Origin of the sequence: Tabrizicola sp. (assembly GCF_016792905.1) — a bacterium.
GTDB lineage: Bacteria > Pseudomonadota > Alphaproteobacteria > Rhodobacterales > Rhodobacteraceae > Tabrizicola.
The window spans coordinates 1-24,173 of sequence record NZ_JAEULP010000017.1 but is presented as its reverse complement, the minus strand read 5'-3'; the positions used below and the strand labels follow the sequence as shown (position 1 = coordinate 24,173).

Annotated in this window: 24 protein-coding genes; 10 read left to right on the top strand and 14 right to left on the bottom strand. The window is 66.5% G+C overall.

The genetic code is table 11. The features are described from left to right. Position 1 precedes the first annotated feature (1 nt). From rsmA to lptF, 6 genes are read right to left on the bottom strand one after another with little or no spacing between them, the layout of a single operon-like run. Entirely contained in the window at positions 2 to 847 is an 846-nt protein-coding gene (gene rsmA, locus JNL31_RS02530; RefSeq protein ID WP_294969512.1) for a 16S rRNA (adenine(1518)-N(6)/adenine(1519)-N(6))-dimethyltransferase RsmA, read from the bottom strand. Between the two features lie 55 nt (positions 848 to 902). After that, positions 903 to 1,856 carry a 4-hydroxythreonine-4-phosphate dehydrogenase PdxA gene (gene pdxA, locus JNL31_RS02525; RefSeq protein WP_294969509.1) on the bottom strand — a complete coding sequence of 318 codons (954 nt, stop codon included), beginning with the start codon at positions 1,854 to 1,856 and terminating at the stop codon, positions 903 to 905. After that, on the bottom strand, positions 1,853 to 3,055 hold the full coding sequence (locus JNL31_RS02520) for a peptidylprolyl isomerase (RefSeq protein WP_294969506.1): 1,203 nt from the start codon (positions 3,053 to 3,055) through the stop codon (positions 1,853 to 1,855). The genes pdxA and JNL31_RS02520 overlap by 4 nt, the downstream gene beginning before the upstream one ends. A 58-nt stretch (positions 3,056 to 3,113) precedes the next feature. Beyond that, entirely contained in the window at positions 3,114 to 5,252 is a 2,139-nt protein-coding gene (gene lptD, locus JNL31_RS02515) for an LPS assembly protein LptD (RefSeq protein WP_294969504.1), read from the bottom strand. Position 5,253: 1 nt separating this feature from the next. After that, positions 5,254 to 6,351 carry an LPS export ABC transporter permease LptG gene (gene lptG, locus JNL31_RS02510; RefSeq protein ID WP_294969794.1) on the bottom strand — a complete coding sequence of 366 codons (1,098 nt, stop codon included), beginning with the start codon at positions 6,349 to 6,351 and terminating at the stop codon, positions 5,254 to 5,256. Then, on the bottom strand, positions 6,348 to 7,463 hold the full coding sequence (gene lptF, locus JNL31_RS02505) for an LPS export ABC transporter permease LptF (RefSeq protein ID WP_294969501.1): 1,116 nt from the start codon (positions 7,461 to 7,463) through the stop codon (positions 6,348 to 6,350). Before lptF ends, lptG begins: the two co-directional genes overlap by 4 nt. Positions 7,464 to 7,615: 152 nt before the next feature. Between lptF and JNL31_RS02500 the strand changes: the two genes are divergently transcribed. Then, positions 7,616 to 9,085: a leucyl aminopeptidase gene (locus JNL31_RS02500; RefSeq protein WP_294969499.1), complete on the top strand. Its 1,470-nt coding sequence runs from the start codon at positions 7,616 to 7,618 to the stop codon at positions 9,083 to 9,085. Positions 9,086 to 9,101: 16 nt separating this feature from the next. Beyond that, complete coding sequence (locus tag JNL31_RS02495; protein WP_294969495.1) at positions 9,102 to 9,575, top strand: DNA polymerase III subunit chi; 474 nt, start codon at positions 9,102 to 9,104, stop codon at positions 9,573 to 9,575. Between the two features lie 79 nt (positions 9,576 to 9,654). Here the strand turns inward: JNL31_RS02495 and JNL31_RS02490 are convergent, their stop codons facing one another. The 5 genes from JNL31_RS02490 to JNL31_RS02470 all read right to left on the bottom strand — a co-directional run bounded on the left by JNL31_RS02490 (position 9,655) and on the right by JNL31_RS02470 (position 13,657). Further along, positions 9,655 to 10,230, bottom strand: coding sequence for a TIGR02281 family clan AA aspartic protease (locus JNL31_RS02490; RefSeq protein WP_294969492.1), 576 nt, complete (start codon positions 10,228 to 10,230; stop codon positions 9,655 to 9,657). Between the two features lie 51 nt (positions 10,231 to 10,281). After that, positions 10,282 to 10,902 carry a MarC family protein gene (locus tag JNL31_RS02485; protein ID WP_294969490.1) on the bottom strand — a complete coding sequence of 207 codons (621 nt, stop codon included), beginning with the start codon at positions 10,900 to 10,902 and terminating at the stop codon, positions 10,282 to 10,284. 56 nt (positions 10,903 to 10,958) lie between these two features. Then, positions 10,959 to 11,411 (bottom strand): DUF2267 domain-containing protein, encoded by a 453-nt coding sequence (locus tag JNL31_RS02480; RefSeq protein ID WP_294969487.1) that lies wholly within the window; start codon positions 11,409 to 11,411, stop codon positions 10,959 to 10,961. 73 nt (positions 11,412 to 11,484) lie between these two features. Further along, positions 11,485 to 13,335 (bottom strand): ABC-F family ATP-binding cassette domain-containing protein, encoded by a 1,851-nt coding sequence (locus tag JNL31_RS02475; protein ID WP_294969485.1) that lies wholly within the window; start codon positions 13,333 to 13,335, stop codon positions 11,485 to 11,487. A 46-nt stretch (positions 13,336 to 13,381) separates the two neighbouring features. Continuing rightward, on the bottom strand, positions 13,382 to 13,657 hold the full coding sequence (locus tag JNL31_RS02470) for a hypothetical protein (protein WP_294969482.1): 276 nt from the start codon (positions 13,655 to 13,657) through the stop codon (positions 13,382 to 13,384). Positions 13,658 to 13,813: 156 nt separating this feature from the next. On the opposite strand from JNL31_RS02470, the gene ndk reads away from it, so the two are divergent. The 4 genes from ndk (at position 13,814) to JNL31_RS02450 (ending at position 16,718) form a co-directional block, all read left to right on the top strand. Further along, positions 13,814 to 14,236, top strand: coding sequence for a nucleoside-diphosphate kinase (ndk, locus tag JNL31_RS02465; RefSeq protein ID WP_294969479.1), 423 nt, complete (start codon positions 13,814 to 13,816; stop codon positions 14,234 to 14,236). 176 nt (positions 14,237 to 14,412) lie between these two features. Then, a complete protein-coding gene (rpe, locus tag JNL31_RS02460) occupies positions 14,413 to 15,102 on the top strand; it encodes a ribulose-phosphate 3-epimerase (RefSeq protein WP_294969476.1) in 690 nt (229 codons plus the stop codon). Next, positions 15,095 to 15,763, top strand: coding sequence for a phosphoglycolate phosphatase (gph, locus tag JNL31_RS02455; RefSeq protein WP_294969473.1), 669 nt, complete (start codon positions 15,095 to 15,097; stop codon positions 15,761 to 15,763). Before rpe ends, gph begins: the two co-directional genes overlap by 8 nt. Before the next feature lie 172 nt (positions 15,764 to 15,935). After that, positions 15,936 to 16,718 (top strand): LuxR family transcriptional regulator, encoded by a 783-nt coding sequence (locus JNL31_RS02450; protein WP_294969470.1) that lies wholly within the window; start codon positions 15,936 to 15,938, stop codon positions 16,716 to 16,718. A gap of 311 nt (positions 16,719 to 17,029) precedes the next feature. Here JNL31_RS02450 and tsf read toward each other — a convergent pair whose 3' ends face one another. Next, positions 17,030 to 17,938 (bottom strand): translation elongation factor Ts, encoded by a 909-nt coding sequence (gene tsf, locus JNL31_RS02445; protein WP_294969467.1) that lies wholly within the window; start codon positions 17,936 to 17,938, stop codon positions 17,030 to 17,032. Between the two features lie 72 nt (positions 17,939 to 18,010). After that, positions 18,011 to 18,775: a 30S ribosomal protein S2 gene (gene rpsB, locus JNL31_RS02440; RefSeq protein ID WP_294969464.1), complete on the bottom strand. Its 765-nt coding sequence runs from the start codon at positions 18,773 to 18,775 to the stop codon at positions 18,011 to 18,013. 200 nt (positions 18,776 to 18,975) lie between these two features. Between rpsB and JNL31_RS02435 the strand changes: the two genes are divergently transcribed. The 3 genes from JNL31_RS02435 (at position 18,976) to JNL31_RS02425 (ending at position 21,538) form a co-directional block, all read left to right on the top strand. After that, on the top strand, positions 18,976 to 19,866 hold the full coding sequence (locus tag JNL31_RS02435; protein ID WP_294969461.1) for a PfkB family carbohydrate kinase: 891 nt from the start codon (positions 18,976 to 18,978) through the stop codon (positions 19,864 to 19,866). Next, positions 19,863 to 20,777: a pseudouridine-5'-phosphate glycosidase gene (locus JNL31_RS02430; RefSeq protein ID WP_294969459.1), complete on the top strand. Its 915-nt coding sequence runs from the start codon at positions 19,863 to 19,865 to the stop codon at positions 20,775 to 20,777. Before JNL31_RS02435 ends, JNL31_RS02430 begins: the two co-directional genes overlap by 4 nt. Before the next feature lie 80 nt (positions 20,778 to 20,857). Beyond that, positions 20,858 to 21,538, top strand: coding sequence for a DUF502 domain-containing protein (locus JNL31_RS02425; RefSeq protein WP_294969455.1), 681 nt, complete (start codon positions 20,858 to 20,860; stop codon positions 21,536 to 21,538). On the opposite strand, the gene JNL31_RS02420 is transcribed toward JNL31_RS02425, so the two are convergent. After that, on the bottom strand, positions 21,535 to 22,308 hold the full coding sequence (locus JNL31_RS02420) for a 3-hydroxybutyrate dehydrogenase (protein WP_294969452.1): 774 nt from the start codon (positions 22,306 to 22,308) through the stop codon (positions 21,535 to 21,537). The two genes, JNL31_RS02425 and JNL31_RS02420, sit on opposite strands and share 4 nt — an antisense overlap. A gap of 258 nt (positions 22,309 to 22,566) precedes the next feature. On the opposite strand from JNL31_RS02420, the gene JNL31_RS02415 reads away from it, so the two are divergent. Then, the coding region (locus JNL31_RS02415; protein WP_294969449.1) for an extracellular solute-binding protein at positions 22,567 to 24,173 on the top strand (1,607 nt) is incomplete at its 3' end.

The window sequence follows — 24,173 nt, the reverse complement described above, 5'->3', positions numbered from 1 at the left end:
CCTACGGCTTCGCGGCAAGGGCGCGGGCGAGGGCGCAGAACGCTTCCAGGCCGATCTCCTCGGCGCGCGCGGTGGGGGGGATGCCGACCGATTGCAGCACCGTCTCGATCTCCGGGCCAAGCGCCTTCAGGCTGGCCCGCAGCATCTTGCGGCGCTGGTTGAACGCCATGGCAGTTATGCGTTGCAACTGATTGAAGTCACATGGAAATCGTGGCTCGGGCAGGGCGGTCAGCTGGACGACGGCGGAATGCACCTTGGGGGCGGGCGTAAAGGCTTCGGGCGGCAGCGTCATCACGATCCGCGCCTCGCAGCGATATTGCGCCAGAAGCGCCAGCCGACCGTAATGCTCGGTGCGGGGTTTTGCCACGATGCGCTCGGCGACTTCCTTCTGGAACATCAGCGTCAACGAGGACCAGAGCGGCGGCCAGGCGGGAGGGGTCAGCCAGCGGATCAGAAGCTCGGTTCCTACGTTGTAGGGCAGGTTGGCCACGATCTTCACCGGCGGCGCCAGATGCGCGGCCAGGTCGATGTCCAGCGCATCGCCGTGCAATACTGTTAGCCGCCCAGGATATGCCGCCGCGATCTCGGCCAGCGCGGGCAGGGCGCGGGCATCCTTCTCCACCGCCACCACCCGCCGCGCGCCTTCGGCCAGAAGCCCCCGCGTCAGGCCGCCGGGGCCAGGCCCGACCTCCAGCACGTCGCAGCCCGTCAGGTCCCCCGCCGCCCGCGCGATCTTGGCGGTCAGGTTCAGGTCCAGCAGGAAGTTCTGCCCCAGTTGCTTCCTGGCCACCAGGTCATGCGCCCGGATCACCTCGCGCAGCGGCGGCAGCCCGTCTATCGTCCCCAACAAACCCTCCAGCTTTCATACTGGCAAAAAATATCCCCGCCGGAGGCAGCCGACCTTACCGCCCGCGCGCCGCTGCCATTTCTCGCGCCATCCGCAGCGCCGCGATCAGGCTGGACGGGTCGGCGATGCCCTTGCCCGCTATGTCATAGGCGGTGCCATGGTCGGGCGAGGTGCGCACGAAGGGCAGTCCCAACGTCACGTTCACGCCCCCGGCAAAGTCGATGGTCTTGATCGGGATCAGCGCCTGGTCGTGATAGGCGCAGACCGCCACGTCATATCCCGCCCGCGCGCCCGCATGGAACATCGTGTCGGCGGGCCAGGGGCCGGTGACGTCCAATCCCTCGGCCCTCAGCCGCGCGATCAGGGGCCGGATCATCCGTTCCTCCTCCCAACCCATCGCCCCGCCTTCCCCCGCATGGGGGTTCAGTCCCGCGACCGCAATTCGCGGAGAGACAATGCCAAAATCCCGCACCAGCCCGGCGCGGGTGATGCGGATCGTGGTTTCCAGCAACTCCTCCGTCAGCGCGGCCGGCACCTCGGAAAGCGGGATATGGATCGTCGCCGGCACAACCCGCAACCCCGGGCAGGCGAGCATCATCACCACCCGTTCCACCCCGGCCAGATGCGCCAGGAACTCGGTATGGCCGGGAAAGGCAAAGCCCGCGCCGTCCTTCAATGCCTTCTTGTTGATCGGAGCCGTGCAGACCGCGCCGCCCAGTCCCGCCTGGACCAGACGCACCGCCCGGGCGATCACTTCCACCACTCCCGCCGCATTGGCTGCAACCGGCTGGCCCGGCAGGGCAGGGGCCGCGAAATCATGCCGCAGCACCGCCATGGCCCCTTCGCCCGGACCCTCACCCTCGGCCACCAAGCGCCAGGCAGTGCCTGCGGGCAGATGCCGGGGATCGCCGATCCAGACGAAACGCTCGCCCGCGGCCCAGGCCCTTGCCGCGATTTCCGGGCCAATGCCCGCCGGGTCGCCGCAGGTCAGAAGGACCGGCCCGCTCACGGCTCGCGGATGATCGCGGCCGAGCGCAGTTCCTCCAGATAGCCCTCGGCCATGCCTTCCAGCTTCTGGTTGATCACCTGCTCGCGAATCTGGTCGCGCGTCGGCATCGGTTCCAGCACCGGCTCGCGGCTGCAAAGCATCAGCATCCGCCGATACCCGCCGCGCGTCAGCGCAACCGAGGTTTCGCCCGGATCAAGCTTGGCCAGTTCCAGCGCCACGTCGTTCGGCACTGCCTCCATCCCGGCCTTGGTCAGCGTCATCCGGTCCTCGGGCAGGCCCTTGGCTTCGCCCTGCAGCATGTCGCAGTCATCCGCCCTTGCGCGCAGCCGGGCGATTTCCGCCGCATCGTCCGGCACCAGGAATTCCACCCACTCCACCGAGACCGAGATCGGCTCGGCGGTCTTGTCCTCGGCCACGTCGCGCAGAAGGAACAGGACCACCGCACCGGGTACCGCGATCGGGTCCGAAACCTCGCCCGCGTCCAGCGCCAGGATCTTCTGGCCGATGGCCGCAGGCAGGTTCGCGAGCGGCAGCCAGTCCAGCCGTCCGCCCGCGCCTGCCGTCGCCGAGGCCGAATAGCGCCGGGCAGCCGCCGCAAAGGCGCTTTCGCCGCTCAGCGTGTCCGACAGGTCCTGCGCCTGCGCCAGTGCCGCCTCTTCCTTGCCCTCGGGCGCGGGAATGACCAGTTCGCTGACCAGAACCTGCAGCGCCTTCGGCCGGGTCGCCGCTTCCATGGCCCGGTCGATGTCGTTCTCGCTGATCGGCACCTGCCCCAGGAATTTCGCCCGCACGACCTGACGCCACAGGACCCCGGCCGCGACGAAATCGCGGAAGGTTTCCGGCGCGATGCCCGCCTTGCCAAGCTCGGCGGTAAACTCATCAGCCGAAAGGTTCGCGCGCGAGGCGAACTCGGTCAGGCCTGCGGTCAGGTCCTTTTCAGAGAGCTTCAGGCCAAGCCGCTCGGCTTCGGTCTGGCGCAGCCGGTCCTCGATCAGCGCCTTCAGCGCCTCTTCCTCGGGGTTGCCGGGAGCGCGCAGCACGCGCAGGAACAGCGCCCGTTGCTCGACCTCGTAGGTGGTGATCGCCCGGTCGTTCACATAGACCCGCGGCGCGAACAGGTCTTGCGCCAGGACGGGCGCCCCCAGCGTCAAGCTGATCAAAATCGCCGCCGCCTGCCGTTTCAGAACCGAAAATCGCATCGTTTCCGTCGCTCTTCCTCAACCCGCGGGTCTTTGCCCGCCGTTTCCGTCGCCAGCCCTATTGCCGACAGGTCCGTGCCGGACCGCCGGTCACGCCGCTGCCGAAGCCCACAAGATCCAGCGACAGGCCGAAATCCGTCGTCGGGTTCACACTAGTGGATGACGTGAAGCGACGCGAGAGGGAAACATCAAACCGCACGCATTCGTTCAGGAACTCCAGACCGAGCCCGGCCACCGTGCCCTGATCGGCGACGAAATCGTAGCGGCCCGAGAAGGTGGCGGTCCAGTTGGGGTTCAGCTTGCGCCGGGCATCCACCGACAGCTCGCGCGTCGGATCGGGCCGGTTCTCCAGCGGGTCGGCCACCGCCCAGATCATCGAGGTCGCGACCGAAGTCTTCGGCCCGTTCAACGTCACCCTTGCTTCACCCTTGGTCAGGCTCATGTCATCATCCATGACCAGCCGCCCGGTCAGCGCCAGCCCGTCGGCCAGGGTGAAATTCACCGCCGCCAGCCAGTCGGACTGCGCCCCCGCCAGCCCGGAGCCGACCCCGAACTGGCCAAGATCGGCCTCGCGGAACACCCGACCGACGGTCACGCCCATCGACCAGCCCTGCGGATCAAAGCGCGTCCAGGTCACGCCGACATTCGCGCGCGGGCCCCGCTCCACCGCGTCCGACCCCGGAAAGCGGTCCAGCGCAAAGAGGTTGCCCTCGTCGAACTCGACCAGCGCGGAATCCTCGTTCGGCAGGCTTTCCGCGGTCGAGGAGGAGAACAGGAGCTGCACCACCGGTTCGATCACATGGGTCGCGCCGTTTGCCCCGCTCTTGACCCAGGGCCAGCGCAGTTCCACCCCGGCCGAGCCGTGGGTGCGGGTGGTATTGCCGGCATAGGTCGCATCGTCGGCGATCGAATAGGCGTCGGCGGTGACTTCGCCAAGCACGGTGCCCTCGATCCCCAGGGGCAGAAGGAAACTGCGCCGCCAGTCGATCCGCGCCGAGATCCTGCCGACGTCGCGGCCGTCGGCGATGCCGTCGCCATCGGCATCAAGCGGGTCGGTCGAGCTGCGATAGTGGTTGTGGGTCTGCAACCGAAGCCCGCCTTCGCCGCCAAGCGGCCCGAGCGAGAAGCGGCGGTGGAAGGTCAGGTCGGCGACCACGGTCGGGATCGTGGTATTGTCCTCGTCGTCGCGCAGGCTCTGGAAACTGATCACCCTGGCCGAGATATGCTCGTTGCGCCGCGTGCGCTTGATCTCGACCCGGCTGTCCAGCCGGTCTTCGTTGCCGATCCCGTAGTCCAGCATGTAGGCGGGGTCGGTCACGGTCTGGCCGTCAAACGTCAGCAGGAACCGTTCGGGAAGGGTGAATGCGCCCTTGACCCGCAGGTATCCGCGCGTCTTGCCGGGGATCAGATCGTCGCGGCTGACCGACCCGGTCGCCTCGATCAGGCCGGTGGCGAAAGCCTGGCGGTAGCGCAGGTCCAGCGTTTCGCTGTTCTTGGTGGTCACATAGGGGGTCAGGGTCAGGTCGGCCGATTTCCCCAGCACGATGAAATAGGGCAGCTTGATCCCGGTCCCCAGATCCGACGTGGTGCGGATGGTGGGCATCAGGAAGCCGGTCGCGCGTTTCAGCGTCGGATCGGGCATCCTGAGACGGGGGATATAAAGGACAGGCACCCCGGCCAGCCGGAACTGGGCGCGGTCGAAATAGATCTGCCGCTCGACCTCGTCATGCACCACCCGGCGTGCGCGGATTTCCCACAAGGGCGTCGGGTCGCCCTTGCAGACCTTGCAGGACGATGCCGTCACCGTCTGCAACGCGGTATAGCGCCCGGCGACGCGCATCATCTTGCTCGCCGCCAGCTGCAACTGCTGGTTCAGCACCAGTCGCGCGCTGGTCAGGATGCCTTCCGACATGTCCGCCGACAGGTCGGCCTGGCTGGCCAGGATCAGCGTGTTGCCGCTTTCCTCGGTCAGCACGATGGGCCCGGTGATCTCCAGCCGGTCGGTCGCCTGGTCAAAGACGATGCGGCTGGCCTTCAGGCGGCGGCCCTTGAAGAACACCTCGACATTGCCGTCCGCGATCAGCCGGGTGTCGCCGGTGATCTGAAGGCTGTCCGAAACAAGCGTCGCCCGCTCCTGCGCGAGGGCGGGCAGGACAAGGCCGATCAGCAGGGCGACCAGCGCCAGAAGACGTGCCATCTCAGCCGTCCTCCAGGTGCAGAAGCAGCCCCAGCGACAGCATCACCGCCGCGACCGGCGGGCTCCAGGCCGCCAGCAGGACGGGAATCTGCCCGCTGTCGCCCAGGGCCTGGGCGAAGTTGCGCAGGAAATAGAAGCCGAAGCCCGCCAGCAGCGCATAAAGCACCATCCGGCCGGTGCCCCCCAGCCGGACATGCCGCATGGTGAAGCCCGCCGCGACCAGCACCATCGCGGCCATCAGCATCGGCAGGGCAAGTTCCATCTGGTACCACAGCTTGTAGGCCCGCGCCGAGAAGCCCGCGCGTTCCAGATCGCCGATATAGCCCGGCAGGTCCCAGAAGGCGATCGCCGAAGGCGTGCCGAAACTGTCGCGGATGCGCTCGGGCGTGAGGTCCGAGGGCAGCGCCAGCGGCCCCTCCGCCACCACCGCCGTCAGCTCCGGGTTCGGGCTGGCGAGGTCCCAGGTCTTGGTCCCCGTCAGCTCCCAGGCGCCTTCGACCAGTTTCGCGCTCTCCGCCTCCACCCGCCGCGTGGGCCTGCCATCGGTGTCGAACCCGAGGAACGTCACGCCGAACAGCTCGGTCCCGTCCAGGTTCGACCGCGCCGCCTGGATCACCGTCTGCCCGTCCGTCGAGCCCTGCCGAAGCCACAGGCCGGTATCCGCCACCGACAGGACCGAGCGCCCGCCCTGGCTCAGTTCCGAGCGCATGTCGTCATAGGCCTTGGACGTCGCCGCGACCAGCGGGTTGAACAGCGCCACCGCCAGAAGCCCCAGCGCCACTGACACCAGCAAGGGCGTCAGCAGGAACCGCAGCCCCGACCGCCCCGCCGCCCGCACCACCACCAGCTCGGACGACCGCGCCAGCCCCAGGAAATTGGCGATCGCTCCCATCACCATGATCAGCGGCAGGATGCGGTACATCGTCTCGGGCACGCTCAGGAGCGACAGGTGCGCCGCCCCCGCGAGCCCGATTCCCGCATCGGAAAACCGGCGCAGCTGTTCGATCATGTCGATCAGCATCAGGATCGCGAAGAAGGCCAGGAACACCCGCCCCACCGTGCCCAGGAACCGCCGCGCGATGTAGAGGTTCAGCGTCATGCCGCCACGCTCCGCCGCCGTCGCGGTCGCTGCGCCTGCCACAGAAGACCCGTCGCCACCAGAAGGCCCAGGACCGGCGCAAGGTAGACCGCGGGCCAGGCGGCGGCCGATGCCACGGCCACGCTGCCGCCCCAGGTCCAGGCCAGCTGCATCCCGATCAGCATCCCCACCGCCAGCGCCATCTGCCACCAGAGGCCAAAGCGCGAGAAGGTGCCGAGCATCAGCGCCGCAAAGCCCAGAAGCGGCGCGGCCACCGCCATCATGGGCCCGGCAAGCCGCGTATGGCCTTCCTCCAGAAGCTGCGCCTCGGTCGACCCCGTCGCCGCCATCGCCTCGGGCGAAGCCTCCAGCAGCGCCCGTGTGGGCAGGGCGTTCAGCGCGATCTGCCCGGTCTCGTCGACCTGCACCAGCCCGGCGAGATCCAGCGTGAAGTCGGAAAACCGCGTCACCGCCATCCGCTGGTCCGCCCGCGTCAGCGTCTGGGTCGAGCCGTCGACCATGACGAGCTTCGGCGCCACCTCGCCGCGCACCAGGAACGCCTTGCGCGCCGAATGGATCGCCCGCACCCCCTCGGCGCGTTCGTCGGACAGGAACAGGTCCAGAAGCTCGCCCCGCGGGCTGATTTCCCGGATGTAAAGCGTGATCCCCTTGGACGGGTGCATGAACTGCCCGGCGGTCAGGAACCGCGCCGTCACGTTCTGCGAAATCTCCTCGGATCGTTCGCTCAGGATGCGCTGGCTGGCCGGAACCAGGACATTGGCCAGCACCAGTTGCATCACCATGACGGAAAGCCCGAAGTAGAAGACCGGCCGCGCCAGGCGAAAGGCGGAAAACCCCGTCGCCTGCATCACCACCAGCTCGCTTTCCTGCATCAGCCGGTTCGTCACATAGACCGCCGAAGCGAAGGCCGCGACCGGCAGCACCAGCCGGATCGCGTTCGGCAGGGTCAGAAGCGAGAACTCCAGGAAGACGAGGGCCGACTGACCGTCGCCGATCAGCTGGTCGAACAGCCCCACCGCCCGGTTCACCCAGTAGACCGCAACCAGCACCAGGGCGAAAAAGCCAAACAGCGCGAGCAGTTGCGACAAGAGATATCTGTCGAATCTAGACACGCCCGACCCGGCCCCTACAAGATGTTGCGGCGACCCTAACGGAATTCGCCGACCGCGAAAACTGCTATCTGGCCAATCTGCCCGCCCGGTTGTAGCGTCCCGGCAAGTCGCCGCCGAAGTCGTGGCACCCTCACCTTGACAGCGAGTGCATGATGCCGAAACCCCTGCCGATCCAGTTCCAGGCCACCGACCTTGAAGCGCTTGCCAGCCAGAAGGGCCGCATCGCGGTCCTGGCCGACGCGGGCCAGCCGCAAAGCCCCGGCTTCCGTCGCCTGGACCGGTTGACGAAGGGTGCGCTGGCCCGGGCAACGGGGTCGGAAGCCTTCGGAAAGCTGAAACCGGGCGAGGCGATGGACCTCGCCTATCCTCCGGGCGTTGCCGCCGATGCGGTGCAACTGATCCGCTTGGGCAAGAAGGCCGACCAGACGCAGGCCCGCAAGGCCGGGGCCGCCGTGGGGCGCAGCCATGGGGCGGGCGGTTCTCTGGTGCTGGCCGAGGGGCACGACCGCGCCGCCGACATCGCCTTCGGCCTCGCGATGCGCGCCTATGAGTTCGACAGCCACAAGACCGGCGAAAAGACCGTGCCGGGCCCGGTCACGCTCATGGCCACGAACCCCGAGGCTGTCGCGAAAGCCGCCGCCCCGATGGCTGCCGTGGCGGAAGGCGTGTTCTTCACCCGCGACCTCGTGAACGAACCGGCCAACATCCTGACCACCCACGACTTTGCCGCCCGACTGGCCGCGATGCAGGAGCTTGGCCTTGATGTCGAGATCCTCGAGGAGGAAGACCTCACCAAGCTCGGCATGCGCGCGCTTCTGGGCGTGGGGCAGGGGTCGGAAAGCCCATCCAAGGTCGTCGTCATGCAATGGCATGGCGGCAAGAAGGGCGAGAGCCCCTTCGCGCTGATCGGCAAGGGCGTGGTCTTCGACACCGGCGGCATCTCGATCAAGCCGGCCGCGGGCATGGAAGAGATGACGATGGACATGGGCGGCGCGGGCACCGTCGCCGGGGTGATGCGCACGCTGGCGCTCCGCAAGGCCAAGGCGAATGTCGTGGGCCTCGTGGGGCTGGTGGAAAACATGCCCGACGGTCGCGCGCAGCGCCCGGGCGACGTGGTCCGCTCGATGAAGGGCGACACGATCGAGGTGATCAACACCGACGCCGAAGGCCGCCTCGTCCTGGCCGATGTCCTCTGGTACGCGCAGGAACGCTTCAAGCCGACCGGCATGATCGACCTTGCCACGCTGACAGGCGCGATCATCGTGGCACTGGGCCATGAGAATACCGGCGTCTTCTCCAACAACGACGATCTCTGCAACGCCTTCCTTGCCGCCGCGAAGGCCGAAGGCGAGGGCGCCTGGCGGATGCCGATGGGCGATGCCTATGACCAGAAGCTGAAGTCGCGGATCGCCGACATGATGAACGTCGGCGGTCGCGACGGTGGCTCGATCACTGCCGCGCAGTTCCTGCAACGCTTCGTCAAGCCGGACGTACCCTGGTGCCACCTCGACATCGCCGGGACCGCGCTTTTGAAGGCCGACACCACGCTTGCGCCGAAAGGTGCAACCGGCTGGGGGGTGATGGCGCTCGACCGGCTGATCCGCGACCGGTTCGAGAAGTGAGGCAGGGCACGGGCTGATGGGCACGGTGATGTTCTTCCACCTGATGCAGTCGGCCCCCGCCGATACGCTGGCGATCAACGCGCCGCGCGCGCTGGCGCAGGGCTGGCGCGTCATGGTGCGCGGCACCGATCCCGCCGCCCTCGACCAGCTTGACGCCGCGCTCTGGCTCAAGGGTGGGGACGAAAGTTTCCTGCCGCACGGGTTGGAGGGCGGCCCGCAGGATGCCGACCAACCTGTGCTTCTTGGACAAGGGGGGCCGGTCAACGGCGCGAAGGTGCTGGCGCTGGTCGACGGGGCCGAGGCGACGGATGCCGAGATCGCCGCGATGGAACGGGTCTGGGTCCTGTTCGACGGCAACGATACTGCCCGCCTGCAAGCCGCCCGCGTGCAGTGGAAGACGGTGACCACCGCAGGTCACCCCGCGCAATACTGGTCCGAGGAGACGGGCCGCTGGGAAAAGAAGGCCGAAAGTCCGCCGCGTCAGGCGTGATCCGTTTGTGAAGATCGGGTTAATGTCCGCAGGCAAGGCATTGAAAACATTGGCTCCAAAAATCTGTCCACCGTGGACACTATTGCCGGAGAACCAGCTTTCCCCCGTCGAACTCCATCCGGAACTGCCCCAGGTAGTCCATCCCGAGCAGCGACTGGTCCAGCTCCCCCTCGGTCACGAAGGCCCCGAAATCCTCGTTCCGGAACGGCCCCAGCTCGACCAGCGGCAGCGTCACCCGTGCCGTCCGGACCACCCCGTTCGCCGTGGTGGCCTGGCCCATGTAGCTCAGCCCCGCCGGGTCGATCCCCAGCTTCTCCGCATCCCCCGCCGCCAGCACCATGCCGGAGGCCCCGGTATCGACCATGAACGGCACCCCGGTCCCGTTGATCATCAGGGTCAGGTAATAGTGCCCGTCTGCCGAACGGGGAACTTCGACCGCCCCGTCCTGTGCGACCTCCTGGATCGGCATCACGTCGCGGCGGATGTCGGACCAGAGCCCGTATCCCGCCATCATGCCGACGAAGATCAGCCCCCAGGCCATCGCCATCCGCAGCGCCTGGCCCATCCGCTGCCGGAACTCCACCATCACCCAGCCGCCAAGCGCGACCAGGATGATAGCCAGATAGCCCACCCGGGCCGTGGTCTCGCCGTCCATCCGCACCTCCGGTTCCGGCAAATATGGGGGCAGGGCGCCCGCTTGGAAAGGTCAGCCGATCAGCCCCGTCCCCTTGACCCCGTCGATCACGAATTGCACCGAGAGCGCGGCCAGCAGCATCCCCAGAAGCCGGGTGATGACGATCACGCCGGTCCGGCCCAGCATCCGCTCCAGCGGCGGCGAGGCGAGGAGGAAGGCCCAGGTCACGGCCATCATCGCCAGCATCAGCCCCAGCACCGCAATCGTCCCGCCCCAGCCCGGCCCCGACTGGCCGACGAGGAGGATCACCGAGGCAATCGCCCCCGGCCCGGCGATCAGCGGCGTCGCCAGCGGGAAGACCGAAGGGTCATGGTCCGGCTCCGCCTGCTGCCCTTCGCGCCGCTGGGTCCGCCGCTCGAACAGCATGTCGAGCGCGGTGAGGAAGAGAAGGATGCCCCCCGCGATGCGGAAGGCAGGCATCGAGATGCCGATGAAGGTCAGGATCGCCTCGCCCGCAAGCCCGAAGAGAAGAAGCAGTGCCGCAGCAATCACGCAGGCCCGCCGTGCCATCGCCCGGCGCTTCTCGTCGCCCATGCCTCGGGTCAGCGCGATGAAGAGCGGCACAAGGCCCGGCGGGTCGATCACCACGAAGAGCGTGGCGAAAGCGGTGATCAGGAAGGCGGTCTCGGGCATCTGGCCTCCGGTTTCCCGCAGGGTAGGCGGGGACCGGGGCTTTGGGAAGCGGAACCTTAGACGATCCCGGGACCAAGGGTCGCCGGGTCGATGCCGGGTGTGGACCAGAAGTCGGCGGCAAACGCGGGCAGGGTGGCGAGCACCCGGTCAATATCCGCGCGCAGCACCGATTTCCGCAGGGCAAGCGCGGTCGCCGCGACGCAATTCGGCGGGGTCAGGTTGTGGTCGGGCCGCAGCGCCATCGCCTCGGCGGTCCAGTCGGCACGGATGCCGGGCGCGACCGGCCCTTCGTCAAGCCGCCAGTCGGCGATGAACAGCGCCCGCAGCACCGACGGCAGAACCTGCGCGAAGTCCACCGCTTCCTGCGGCGTCAGCCGGTGGCGGAAGGCGCGCAGCACGCCTTCGACCGCGGTGAAGGCGGCATTGTCGGACGTCATCTCCATGGCGGCCTTCGCCTCGGCCAGGAAGGCCTGCCATTCGCGGGTCGCCTGTCGGTAGGTCCACGGCATCGGCATTGTGCTTGCCCTCGAAACAGAATGTATATACTTCACTTTTCCATGTATATACGACAATATATACACATCAGGCGGTGGCGAGTTCCAGCCTTTCCTGTGCGGCCATCCACAGCGCCTCGGCCTTGTCCAGGGCCTCCATCAGCTCGGCATACTTCCGGTTCCAGGTTTCCAGCTCGCCCTTGCGGGCATCCTCGTACAGGTCCGGATCGGCAAGCTTCGCGGCCAGCTTGTCGCGCATGCCGTTCAGCTTATCCAACCGCTCCTCGCATTTGCGGATTTCGGCCTTCAGGGCGAGCATCTCGTCTCTGCTTGCTTTCTTCGGTTTTTCAATAGGTTTCGCGGCGATCTTCACCTCGTCCTCGCCCGCGAGAAGCTGACGGCGATAGGCTTCCAGGTCCTCGGTGTAGGGCGTGACCGCGCCGCCCTTCACCAGCCAGAGCCGGTCGGCCACCAGACCCAGCAGGTGCATGTCGTGGCTGACCAGGATCACCGCGCCGGGATATTCGGTCAGCGCCTCGACCAGCGCCTCACGGCTTTCGATGTCGAGGTGGTTGGTGGGCTCGTCGAGGATCAACAGATGCGGCGCGTCGATTGTCGCCAAAAGCAGTGACAATCGCGCCTTCTGGCCGCCGGAAAGCCGGGCAACCACCGTGTCCGCCTGATCGGCCATCAGGCCGAATCCCGCCAGCCGCGCCCGCAGCTTCGGCTGACCCTCGGCCGGGCGCAGGCGCATGATGTGCTGGAGCGGCGTCTCGTCCAGGTGCAACTCGTCGACCTGGTGCTGGGCGAAATAGCCGATCCGCAGTTTGGAGGATCGGTTGAGCTTGCCCTCGGATGCTTGAAGTTTGCCAGCCAAAAGCTTGGAAAGAGTAGATTTTCCCTCGCCGTTCTTGCCCAGAAGGGCAATCCGGTCGTCCTGGTCGATCCGCAGGTTCAGCCGCCGCAGCACCGGGGGGCCGCCATAGCCCACCGCCGCGCCGTCGAGGTTGATGATCGGCGGCGCCAGTTCCTCGGGCTTGGGGAAGGTAAAGACCACCTTCTTCGCCTCCTCGGGCGCGGTGATCGGGGTCAGCTTTTCCAGCATCTTCACCCGGCTTTGCGCCTGCACCGCCTTCGACGCCTTGGCCTTGAAGCGGTCGACGAAGCTTTGCAGATGCGCCCGCCGCGCCTCGACCTTCTTCGCCTCGGCCTGCAGGACCGCGCGGCGTTCGGCCATCTGGCGGGCGAACTGGTCATAGCCGCCTTGCCAGTAGGTCAGTTTCCGGTTGTCGAGATGCAGGATGCCCTGCACGGCGCGGTTCAGCAGGCCACGATCATGGCTGATGATCAGCACGGTGTGAGGGTATTTTTGCAGGTAGCTTTCCAGCCAGAGCGCGCCTTCGAGGTCGAGATAGTTGGTCGGCTCGTCCAAGAGCAGGTAGTCGGGTTGGGCGAAGAGCACGCCCGCCAGCGCCACCCGCATCCGCCAGCCGCCGGAAAAGGCCGAACATGGCATCTGCTGCTCGTCAGCATCGAAGCCCAGACCCTTGAGAATGCTGGAAGCCCGGCCTTCCGCCGACCAGGCGTCGATGTCGGCCAGCCGGTGCTGGATCTCGGCGATCCGGTGCGGATCATGCGCGGTATCCGCCTCGGCCATCAGCGCCGCGCGCTCGGTATCGGCGGCCAGCACGGTGTCCAAGAGCGAGGTGTCCGACGACGGCACCTCCTGCGCCACGCCGCCAATCCGGGCGCGTTGGGGCAGGGTGATCGCACCACCCTCCAGCGCCAGCTCGCCCCGGATCAGGCGGAAGAGCGTGGTCTTGCCAGCACCGTTGCGCCCGACAAGGCCGACCTTGTGGCCGGTAGGGATGGTCGCAGTCGCTCCCTCGAACAGGGGGCGGCCTTCGACATTGTAGGTGATGTCCTCGATCTTCAGCATGGCGCGCGGATTGCACCATGCCGCGGGCGGCGTCAATCGCCCAAGGTCAGTCCATCAGCCCGACCAGCAGGTCGGCAGACCAGCTGCGGAAGGCGACAAGCGGCTGGTCGCCCTCCTCGGAGAAGGCGAAGACGTTCAGCTGGTCGGCATGGCTGGTCATCCGGCAGAAGCGGCCCGGGGCGGCCAGCGGCTCGGGGCAGACAGCCAAGTCGATGTGCGGCACGGCAGCCTCGAAATCCGCGTAGGTCAGCGGGATCGGGTCTTCCGGGGCGGCCAGGCAGGGGGTGGCAAGGCTCAGGGCAAGCAGGACGGGACGAAGCACGGCGATCTCCTGTGGATATATTCCGAGTATTTCAATCGGGAACCGAGAGGGGAAGGCGGCAGCCTGTCGCAGCCCATCTTTTCAACCCCGCCTGCGCGTGATAGCAGCCCGACCATCCGAAAAGGGCCATCGAGGCCCCAAATGATGGAGAGCCCGATGGCCACCGAACGTACCCTGTCGATCATCAAGCCCGATGCGACCAAGCGCAACCTGACCGGCAAGATCGTTGCCAAGTTCGAGGAGGCGGGCCTGCGGGTCGTGGCCTCCAAGCGCATCCACCTGACACCCGCCCAGGCCGGTGCCTTCTACGCCGAGCACAAGGAGCGCGGCTTCTATGGCGAGCTGTGCGCCTTCATGGCGTCGGAGCCGGTCGTGGTGCAGGTGCTGGAAGGCGAAGGCGCGATTGCGAAGAACCGCGAGGTGATGGGCGCGACCGATCCGGCCGCTGCTGCCGCCGGCACGATCCGCAAGGACTTCGCGCTGTCGAAGGGCGAGAACTCGGTCCACGGCTCGGACAGTGAGGCTTCGGCCGCCCGCGAGATCGCGTTCTTCTTCTCGGGCCTTGAACTCGTCGGCTGAACCTGGCGCTGATATCGAATGCGGCCCGGTCGTGCTGACCGGGCCGTTTTCGTTTGAGGGAGAGGGCGGCACGGGCAAAGTGAATTATCGCATAATCGGTATTATGTAATATAAAGCGCTCTGGAAAGGCCGCAACCGCCGTTATATGAGGCCTGCGAGCCCTTGGAGCCTGCCCCATGTTCGACCGTTCGATCAAGATCGCCCCCTCGATCCTCGCCGCCGATTTCGCCAACTTCGGTGCCGAATGCCGCGCGATCGAGGCGCAAGGCGCGGACTGGGTGCATGTCGACGTGATGGACGGGCATTTCGTGCCGAACCTGACCTTCGGCCCGGCGATGTGTGCCGCACTCCGACCGCATATCAGGGGCGTGATGGATGTACATCTGATGATCGCGCCGGTGGATCCTTATCTTGAGGCTTTCGCCAAGGCCGGAGCCGATGTGATCTCGGCCCATGTCGAGGCCGGCCCGCACATTCACCGCACTCTGCAAGCCATTCGTGCCCTAGGGAAAAAGGCTGGTATCGCCATCAACCCCGGCACGCCGGTCGAGGCGGTGGCCGAGCTTCTGGACATGGTGGACATGGTCTGCGTGATGACGGTGAACCCGGGCTTCGGTGGCCAGAGCTTCATCGAGAGCCAGCTGCCGAAGATCGCCCGGCTGAGGGCCATGATCGGCGACCGGCCGGTGCATATCGAGATCGACGGCGGGATCACGGTGACGACGGCGCCCTGGGCCGCGAAGTCTGGCGCGGATGTGCTGGTGGCGGGCTCGGCCGTGTTCAAGGGTGGCTCGGCTGACAATCCGGCACCCTATGGTGCGAACATCCGGGCGATCCGTGCCGCAGCCGAGGCGGCGCTTGGCTGAGCCCCTGAACCTGGTCTTCGACCTGGACGGCACCCTGATCGACAGCGCGCCGCAGATCCATGCTGCCGCCAATATCGTCTTCGGAAACAAGGGCTTCCAGCCGCTTTCTCAGGAAACCGTCCGGGGGTTTGTCGGCAACGGTCTGGGCGTGCTTGTCAGCCGGTCGATGGCGCATCTGGGGATCGAGCCTGATGCCGCCTTGCAGTGCGACCTGATGCAAAACTTTGCCAGCATCTACGAACAAGCCTTTGATATGACGACGCTTTATCCGGGTGTATCTACAGTGCTTGCAACCCTTTCCGAAGCCGGGCATCGGCTGGCGATCTGCACCAACAAGCCGCTCGGGGCGACGCGGGCGGTGTTGCGACACTTCGACCTTTCCCCGCTGTTCCCGGTGGTGATCGGCGGCGACAGCCTGCCGCAGAGCAAGCCCGACCCGGCGCCGCTGCATGCCGCGCTGAAGGCGCTCGGGCCCGGCAGGGCGCTCTTCATCGGCGACAGCGAGGTCGATGCCGAAACCGCGCGCGCCGCAGAGGTGCCGCTGGCGCTTTACTCCGGAGGCTACCGGAAGGCGGCAGCCGAAGCGCTTGGGGCCAGGATCATTTTTCACGATCACGCCGCCCTGCCCCGGCTGATCGCCCGGCTTGCACCTGCTCTCTGACCCGCAAAGGCCCGGAATCGATGACAACTTCCGTCATCCGGCCGTTTTGACGGCCAAATCACGGTGGCAGGCATAGACAAGCCAAGGAAACCGGCCTTATCTCACGTCCAAGTTCCGAATGCCGCAAGGTCAGGGCCTCCTGATAGGGCTTCGGGCAACAGGGAAGACACAGATGAGCGAGACCATACTTGCAGTTTTGAACCGCATCGCCGCCTCCTCCAGCATCGACGATGCCTGGGCGGTCGCCACCTCCTGGTTCGCCAAGCTGGGGTTCGGCCGGGTGAACTACGGCTTCACCAGGTTCAAGCACCTGAAGACCATCGGCGACCCGGAGGATGCACTGTTCCTGTCGACCTGCGACGCCGATTATGTGAAGCGCTACTTCCAGGGTGGTTTCTACGCCAAGACCCCGGTCTTCCGCTGGGCCGAGCACAATTCCGGCGCCTGCACCTGGTCCTGGGTGAAGGATGCCTTCGAGGCCGGGCGGCTGTCGGCGGAGGAAGCCGAAACCGTGCGGCACAATGCGGCGACCGGGATTGTGGCGGGGATCACTGTCAGCTTCCCCGAGGTTTCCTCACGTTCGAAAGGCGCGCTTGGGCTGATCGCCGATCCGGGCGTCACCCCCGCCGTGGTCGACGCGCTATTCGCCGCCCGCAAGGAGGAGATCATGGCGGTGGCGAACATGATGCACCTGACAATCGTGCATCTGCCGCAGTTGTCGCGCCACCGCGCGCTGTCCCCGCGCCAGCGCGAGGCGCTGGAATGGGTGGCGGATGGCAAGACCACGCAGGACGTGGCGCTTCTGATGGGTGTCAGCCCGGCGATGGTGGAAAAGCACCTGCGCCTTGCGCGTGACGCGCTGGCGGTGGAGACGACGGCCCAGGCGGTGGCCAAGGGCGCGCTTCTGAACATGATCTTCCAGCGCCTGCCCGAGGTTGCGCAGGCTGCACGCTAGGTAGGGTTTTCCCCACTCGCCCCTGCCCCGGCGGCATGGGAAGAAGGAAAAGTGACCCATGGGAAACCGGCGGTCATGCGGATCAGCGGGTTCTGGCTGTCTCCGGTTTCTAGTTCCCAAGGCCGGGTTTTCAATCGGCCGACTTCATGTCCTGCCGCCCGTCTCATCCCCTAGGGCGCGCAGGATCACGCGGCGCGGTTCGTCCCCGGAACCGCGCCGCCTTCATTTCGCGGACGCCCGAACAACCGCTGCCCCAAGACAAAAGGGCCGGTGCATCGCTGCACCGGCCCCCTGCCCTGCCCTTCGGCAGATCAGCCCTGAAGCGCCTTCGCCACTTCGGCGGCAAAGTCTTCCTGCTTCTTCTCGATCCCCTCGCCCACGGCGACGCGCGCGTAGCCGGTGATTTCCACGCCCGCTTCCTTGGCCGCGGCTTCCACGGTCAGGTCGGGGTTGATCACGAAGGCCTGGCCCAGAAGCGTGTTTTCCGCGAGGAAGCGCTTCATCCGGCCCGGGATGATGTTGTTGTGGATCACCTGGTCGGGTTTCGGCTTGGCCGAGGCGGCATTCTCTTCCAGCGCCTTGGCGGTCTGCACCGCCAGCTCGCGTTCCAGCACCGACGGCTCCAGCGTGGCTTCGGACAGCGACAGCGGCGAGGTCGCGGCGATGTGCATCGCGAACTGCTTGCCGATCTCTTCCGCCTTGGCCTTGTCGCCCTTCAGCGCGACGAGGACGCCGATCTTGCCCATGCCCGCGGTCGCCGCGTTGTGGACGTAGGAGACGACGGTGTCGCCCTCCAGCACGTGCAGGCGGCGGAAGGTCATGTTCTCGCCGATGCGGGCGATGGCTTCCTGGATCACGGTGTCGACCGACTTGCCGTTCAGGTCGGCCGCCTTGACGACCTCCACCGAGTCGCCGGTGGTCAGCGCCACGTTGGCGACTTCGCGGACCAGCTGCTGGAAATCCTCGTTCTTGGCGACGAAGTCGGTTTCCGAGTTGATCTCGACGGCGACGCCCTTGCCGTTCGACACGGCCACGCCGATCAGGCCTTCGGCGGCGACGCGGTCGGCCTTCTTGGCGGCCTTCGCGAGACCCTTGGTGCGCAGCCAGTCGACGGCGGCTTCCATGTCGCCCGCAACTTCGGTCAGGGCCTTCTTCGCGTCCATCATGCCTGCGCCGGTCGCTTCGCGCAGTTCCTTCACCATCTGGGCGGTGATCGTCATGGTTTCACTCCTTGGAATGGATAGCCCGGCGGGATAGGCCCGCCGGGTGAAAGTCTGGTGACAGCCGCGGGCTCAGGCCTCGGCTTCGGCGACCGCTTCTTCTTCCGGGGCCGCTTCCAGCGCGCCAAGATCGACGCCCGCCGCACCCATCTGCGCCGACATGCCGTCAAGCGCCGCACGGGCGATCAGATCGCAGTACATCGCGATGGCGCGCGCGGCGTCGTCGTTGCCCGGGATCACATAGTCCACGCCCTTGGGCGAGCAGTTGGTGTCGACCACGGCCACGACCGGGATGCCCAGCTTCTGCGCTTCCAGGACGGCAAGGTCTTCCTTGCCCACGTCCACGATGAAGATCAGGTCCGGGGTGCCGCCCATTTCGCGGATCCCGCCAAGGCTGGCCTGCAGCTTGGCCTGGTCGCGTTCCATGCCCAGACGCTCTTTCTTGGTCAGGCCCTCGCCGCCCGCGCCCAGAACCTCGTCCAGCTGCTTCAGGCGCTGGATCGACTGCGACACGGTCTTCCAGTTGGTCAGCGTGCCGCCCAGCCAGCGGTGGTTCATGTAGTACTGCGCGCATTTCTCGGCGGCTTCGGCGATCGGCTTCTGGGCCTGGCGCTTGGTGCCGACGAAGAGGATGCGACCGCCCTTGGCCACCGTATCGCGCACGACCTTCAGAGCCGCGTCCAGCATGGGCACGGTCTGGGTCAGGTCGATGATGTGGATGCCGTTGCGGTCGCCATAGATGAACTCGCCCATGCGGGGGTTCCAGCGCGCGGTCTGGTGGCCGTAGTGAACGCCAGCTTCCAGGAGCTGACGCATGGAGAACTCGGGAAGAGCCATGCCATATCCTTTTCCGGTTTGAACCTCGGCGCCGCCGTCTTCACCCCTTTCGGGGCAACCGGTGGACCGCACGGGATTTCTCCCCGCATCGGCCCCGACGACACCTGTGAAGTGGCGCGCGTATAGACGAGCGCTCGGGCCGGTGCAAGCCCCCGCAGTTCCAACCTTGCGCGGCTGGCGGCTTTCGGCGATGGAGGAGCATGGCGCCCGACATCCTCTGCATCGGTTCAGTCCTCTGGGACATCATCGGCCGCTCGCCTGCGGCGATGCACCTCGGTGCGGATGTGCCGGGGCGGATCACCCGGCTGCCAGGCGGGGTGGCGATGAACATCGCGATGACGCTCCGCCGCTTCGGGATGACCCCTGCCCTCCTCACCGCCATCGGACGCGATGCCGAGGGGGATGAACTCATCGCCGCCTGTGACCGGCTGGGGCTGGTGACGGGGCATGTCTACCGTTCCGACGACCTGCCGACCGACCGCTACATGGGCGTCGAGGGGGCGAACGGGCTGATCGCCGCCATCGCCGACGCGCATTCGCTGGAGGCGGCGGGCGACAAGATCCTGCGTCCGCTGGCCGATGGTCGTCTGGGCAGTCCTGACGCCCCTTGGTCGGGGCCCATCGCGCTGGACGGCAACCTGACCGAAGCCCTTCTGGCCGAGATCGCCGCCTCCCCGCACTTCGCGAAGGCCGATCTGCGCGTCGCCCCGGCCTCGCCGGGCAAGGCGGGGCGGCTTCTGCCGCTGCTCACCCATCCCTCGGCCACGCTCTACGTCAACCTTGCAGAAGCCAACATCCTTGCCTGCACCGACCACGCCACCGCACCCGAGGCCGCGGCAGCCCTCCTCGCCCGGGGCGCGGGCCGGGTATTGGTCACGAACGGCGGCCAACCCGCTGCCGAGGGCCGCAAGGGGAAAGGCGTGATCGAAGGCCAGCCGCCGCAGGTGCTTGTCACCCGCGTGACCGGGGCGGGCGACACGTTCATGGCCGCGCATCTGGTCGCCGAACGGCGCGGCACCCCCCGGCAAGAGGCGCTGGACGAAGCGCTGCGCGCTGCCGCCACCTACGTTTCCGGAGACATCGGCTCATGACCCTGCCCCTGATCCTTTCCCCCGAAGTGGCCAAAGCGCGTGCCGACGGAGCGGCAATTGTCGCGCTTGAAAGCACGATCATTACCCACGGCATGCCATTCCCGCAGAATGTGGAAACGGCGCGGCAAGTGGAGGCAGAGGTGCGCGCGCATGGCGCCGTGCCCGCGACCATCGCGATCCTTGACCGGCACATCCATGTCGGCCTGACCGAGGCCCAGCTTGACGCCCTTGGGCAGGCGAAGGGTGTAGCCAAGCTGTCCCGTGCCGACCTCGCCGCCTGTCTTGCCACCGGCGGCACGGGCGCCACGACTGTCGCAGCAACGATGATCTGCGCGCATCTGGCCGGGATCCACGTCTTCGCCACCGGCGGCATCGGCGGGGTGCATCGCGGGGCGGAGCACAGCTTTGACATCTCTGCCGACCTGCGCGAACTGGCCGAGACCCCCGTCACCGTGGTCGCCGCCGGGGCCAAGGCGATCCTCGACCTGCCGAAGACGCTGGAAGTGCTGGAAACCCTGGGCGTCCCGGTTATTGCTTATGGCCAGGACGATTTCCCGGCCTTCTGGTCGCGCTCCTCGGGCCTCAAGGCGCCCCTGCGCATGGACAATGCGCGCGACATCGCCGCCGCCCACTCGATGCGCACCCGACTGGGTCTGCCCGGTGGACAGCTTGTCGCCAACCCGATCCCGGTGGACGCCGAGATTCCCCGCGCCGAAATCATGCCGCATATCGAGGCCGCCCTGGCCGAGGCCGAAGCGCAGGGCATCGCCGCCAAGGCCGTCACCCCCTTCCTTCTGCAACGCATCTTCGAGCTGACCAAGGGCCGTTCGCTGGCGTCAAATATCGCGCTGGTGCTGAACAACGCGCGCCTCGGGGCCGCCATTGCAATGGAACTGGCCGCGAAGCCCTGAAATTCCCGTGTCCGGCCCTGCACGCCATTGCACAAGCGCAGCGGGAACACCTAGATTGGCGGCGAAGGGGACAACCACTCGTGACCGAACCGCAATCGCACCATCGCCGCGGCTTCCTGGGAAGTCTGCGCGCCAGCTTCCTGACGGGTCTTGTCGTCGTCTTGCCCATCGGGCTGACGATCTGGTTCGTCTGGGCGGTGATCGGCTGGATCGACGGCTGGATTCTGCCGCTGATCCCGGCCTACTACCAGCCCGACATGCTGATCGGCCGCTGGTTCGGCCCGGAATACGAATTCCCGGTGCGTGGCGTCGGTGTCCTCGTCTTCCTGATCGTCACCATCATCGTCGGCTGGCTGGCCAAGGGGCTGATCGGCCGCTCGGTGATCCGGTCGGGCGAGAACCTGGTCGAACGGATGCCGGTCGTCCGCTCGGTCTACAGCGCGATCAAGCAGGTGGCGGAAACCTTCTTCAACAAGAAGGAGAAAAGCTTCGACAAGGTGGTGCTGGTCGAATTTCCCCGCCCCGGAAGCTGGGCGCTTGGGTTCATGTCGACCCGCCCCAAGGGCGAACTTGCCGAACGCCTTGCCGCCCTCGGACCTGACATGTCGGCGGTTTTCGTGGGGCTTACCCCGTTTACCAGCGGAATGCTTCTCTTCGTGCCGACCAAAGACCTGGTGATGATGGACATGGGCGTCGACGATGCCGCCAAGCTGATCGTTTCGGGCGGCCTCGTCTATCCCCTGCCGAAGGACCCGGCCTAAAGCGCGGTCCAGCCGCCGTCGATGCTGATCGTCGTTCCCGTCACCTGGTCCGCCGCCGGGCTGCACAGATAGACCGTGGTGCCGCCGATCTGGTCCACCGTCGCGAACTGGCGCGAGGGCTGGCGCAGGAGCATGACCTCGCGGATCACGGTGTCCCGATCCATCCCGTGCACCTTCATCTGCTCCGGGATCTGCGCCTCGACCAGGGGGGTCAGCACATAGCCCGGGCAGATCGCGTTGCAGGTGATCCCCTGGCCCGCCGTTTCCAGCGCCACGGTCTTCGACAGGCCCACGACCCCGTGCTTGGCGGCGATATAGGCCGACTTGTAGGGGCTGGCCGTCAGCCCGTGGGCGGAGGCGATGTTGACGACGCGACCCCAGCCCCGCGCCCGCATCCCGGGCAGGGCCGCAGCGGTGGTGTGGAAGGCCGAGGTCAGGTTGATCGCCAGGATCGCATCCCATTTCTCGACCGGGAAGTCCTCGATGGGGCTGACGAACTGGATGCCCGCGTTGTTCACCAGGATATCGCAGCCCCCGGCCTTCTCGACCAGCGCGCGGCACTCGACCCCCTTCGACATGTCCGCAGCGATGTAGCGCGCCGCAACGCCATGGCGGGCACCCAGGTCGCGCGCCAGATCGTGATCTTCCGCCCGGTCGGTGAAGCTGTTCAGAATCACCTCGGCCCCTGCCGCCGCCAGCGCCTCGGCCACACCCAGCCCGATGCCGGAGTTCGACCCGGTGATGATCGCCCGCTTGCCCGAAAGTGTCATTCACGCCCCCAAATGCTGCATCTGCGAATGAATGCCATGCGAAACCGCGAAACGGAAGCCTGTAGCCCGAATGAAAAAAACGCCGGCACAAGGCCGGCGTTAAGTCTTTGAGGCAGGTTTCATACAGGCAAGAAACCTATCGAGCAGTAAGTCATATATAGTCCCCTCTCCGCCGATGGCCAAGCTAAAAGTTTGAATTGCCACGATCTCCGTCCTAGTGTCCGGCAACACAACCGCTGGGAACGGGAGCATCGGGGGATGATCAGGGAAAGCAGGGCCGCTTTGCGCAGGATCGGGCTTTCGGTCGTGCTGGCAGTTCTTGCCGCAGGCGCGCAAGCCGAGCCGATGCACGGCATAGCTATGTATGGCGAGCCCGCTCTCCCCCCGGATTTTGTGTCCCTGCCACAGGTGAACCCGGACGCGCCCAAGGGCGGAACCTTCCGCTGGGGCGAGGCTGGCAGCTTCGACAGTTTCAACCCCTATGTCACAAAGGGGCGCCCGGCACTCGGCATCTCGACCCTGACGGTCGAGACCCTGATGGGGCGCAGCTATGACGAACCCTTCACGCTCTACGGTCTTCTGGCCGAATCGATAGACACCGACGCGGCCCGGACCTACGTCGAATTCACCCTGCGGCCCGAGGCCCGATTCTCCGACGGCTCGCCGGTGACTGTCGAGGACGTCATGTGGTCGATGGAGACGCTCGGCACGGAAGGAAACCCGCGCTACGCCGCCGCCTGGACGAAGATCGCCTCGATGGAGAAGACCGGGGAACGCTCGGTCCGCTTCACCTTCAACGTGGAAGACCGCGAGCTGCCACTGATCATCGGGCTGCGCCCGATCCTCAAGAAGGCGCAGTGGGAGGGCAAGGATTTCGCCGAGGCCACGATGGAGGTTCCCATCGGATCGGGTCCCTACAGCCTCGCGTCCTCCGATCCTGGCGTGCAAGTGACCTACAAGCGCAACCCGGACTGGTGGGGAAAGGACCTGCCCTTCAACAGGGGCCAGTGGAATTTCGACGAGATCCGCTACGACTATTATGCCAATCCCCAGGCGATCTTCGAGGCGTTCAAGGCGGGCCAGGTCTCGGCCTACCGCGAGGCCAACGTTGCGAAATGGCTGTCGAGTTACGATTTCCCCGCCGTGCAGTCCGGAGCGGTGATCAAGGCGGAAATCCCGCATGGCCGACCTTCGGGGATCGAGGGCTTCGCGTTCAACACCCGCAAACCGCTTTTCGCCGACTGGCGCGTGCGCGAGGCGCTGATCCTCGCCTTCAACTTCGAATTCATCAACCAGACCCTGAACGGCGGCGCCCTGCCCCGCATTCCGTCCTATTTCGGCAATTCCTCGCTGGGGATGGAGCCCGGCAAGCCCGCAGAGGGGCGCGAGCTGGAACTGCTGGAGCCGTTCAGGGCCGAACTGCCTCCCGGCGCGATCGAGGGCTACGCGCTGCCGGTCTCGAACGGTGATCAGAGCAACCGCAAGAACATCCGCGCGGCAGCGAATCTGCTGGAGGAGGCGGGCTGGACCGTGGGCGAGGATGGCGTGCTGAAGAACGCCAGGGGCGAACCCTTCACCTTCGAAATCCTGCTAGTAACGGGCCAGGACGAGATGGCGTCCGCAGCCCAGGTCTACATCGAGGCACTGAAGACGCTCGGCATCACCGCGACGCTGAACAAGGTCGACGACGCGCAGTACAAGGAACGCACCAACGCCTATGATTTCGACATGACGCATTACATCCGGTCATTGTCGCTGTCGCCGGGGAACGAGCAACTGCTCTACTGGGGCGCGGGCGGCGTGACCGAGCCCGGCACGCGGAACTGGATGGGGGTGAACTCCCCCGCTGTCGAGGCGATGGTCGC

Excerpts from the sequence above, each read along its gene's own strand:
- JNL31_RS02520 (WP_294969506.1), bottom strand. The coding sequence starts at position 3,055 with ATGCGATTTTCGGTTCTGAAACGGCAGGCGGCGGCGATTTTGATCAGC.
- lptD (WP_294969504.1), bottom strand. The coding sequence starts at position 5,252 with ATGGCACGTCTTCTGGCGCTGGTCGCCCTGCTGATCGGCCTTGTCCTG.
- lptG (WP_294969794.1), bottom strand. The coding sequence starts at position 6,351 with ATGACGCTGAACCTCTACATCGCGCGGCGGTTCCTGGGCACGGTGGGG.
- JNL31_RS02500 (WP_294969499.1), top strand. The coding sequence starts at position 7,616 with ATGCCGAAACCCCTGCCGATCCAGTTCCAGGCCACCGACCTTGAAGCG.
- JNL31_RS02495 (WP_294969495.1), top strand. The coding sequence starts at position 9,102 with ATGGGCACGGTGATGTTCTTCCACCTGATGCAGTCGGCCCCCGCCGAT.
- JNL31_RS02490 (WP_294969492.1), bottom strand. The coding sequence starts at position 10,230 with ATGGACGGCGAGACCACGGCCCGGGTGGGCTATCTGGCTATCATCCTG.
- JNL31_RS02485 (WP_294969490.1), bottom strand. The coding sequence starts at position 10,902 with ATGCCCGAGACCGCCTTCCTGATCACCGCTTTCGCCACGCTCTTCGTG.
- JNL31_RS02480 (WP_294969487.1), bottom strand. The coding sequence starts at position 11,411 with ATGCCGTGGACCTACCGACAGGCGACCCGCGAATGGCAGGCCTTCCTG.
- JNL31_RS02475 (WP_294969485.1), bottom strand. The coding sequence starts at position 13,335 with ATGCTGAAGATCGAGGACATCACCTACAATGTCGAAGGCCGCCCCCTG.
- ndk (WP_294969479.1), top strand. The coding sequence starts at position 13,814 with ATGGCCACCGAACGTACCCTGTCGATCATCAAGCCCGATGCGACCAAG.
- rpe (WP_294969476.1), top strand. The coding sequence starts at position 14,413 with ATGTTCGACCGTTCGATCAAGATCGCCCCCTCGATCCTCGCCGCCGAT.
- JNL31_RS02450 (WP_294969470.1), top strand. The coding sequence starts at position 15,936 with ATGAGCGAGACCATACTTGCAGTTTTGAACCGCATCGCCGCCTCCTCC.
- tsf (WP_294969467.1), bottom strand. The coding sequence starts at position 17,938 with ATGACGATCACCGCCCAGATGGTGAAGGAACTGCGCGAAGCGACCGGC.
- rpsB (WP_294969464.1), bottom strand. The coding sequence starts at position 18,775 with ATGGCTCTTCCCGAGTTCTCCATGCGTCAGCTCCTGGAAGCTGGCGTT.
- JNL31_RS02435 (WP_294969461.1), top strand. The coding sequence starts at position 18,976 with ATGGCGCCCGACATCCTCTGCATCGGTTCAGTCCTCTGGGACATCATC.
- JNL31_RS02430 (WP_294969459.1), top strand. The coding sequence starts at position 19,863 with ATGACCCTGCCCCTGATCCTTTCCCCCGAAGTGGCCAAAGCGCGTGCC.
- JNL31_RS02420 (WP_294969452.1), bottom strand. The coding sequence starts at position 22,308 with ATGACACTTTCGGGCAAGCGGGCGATCATCACCGGGTCGAACTCCGGC.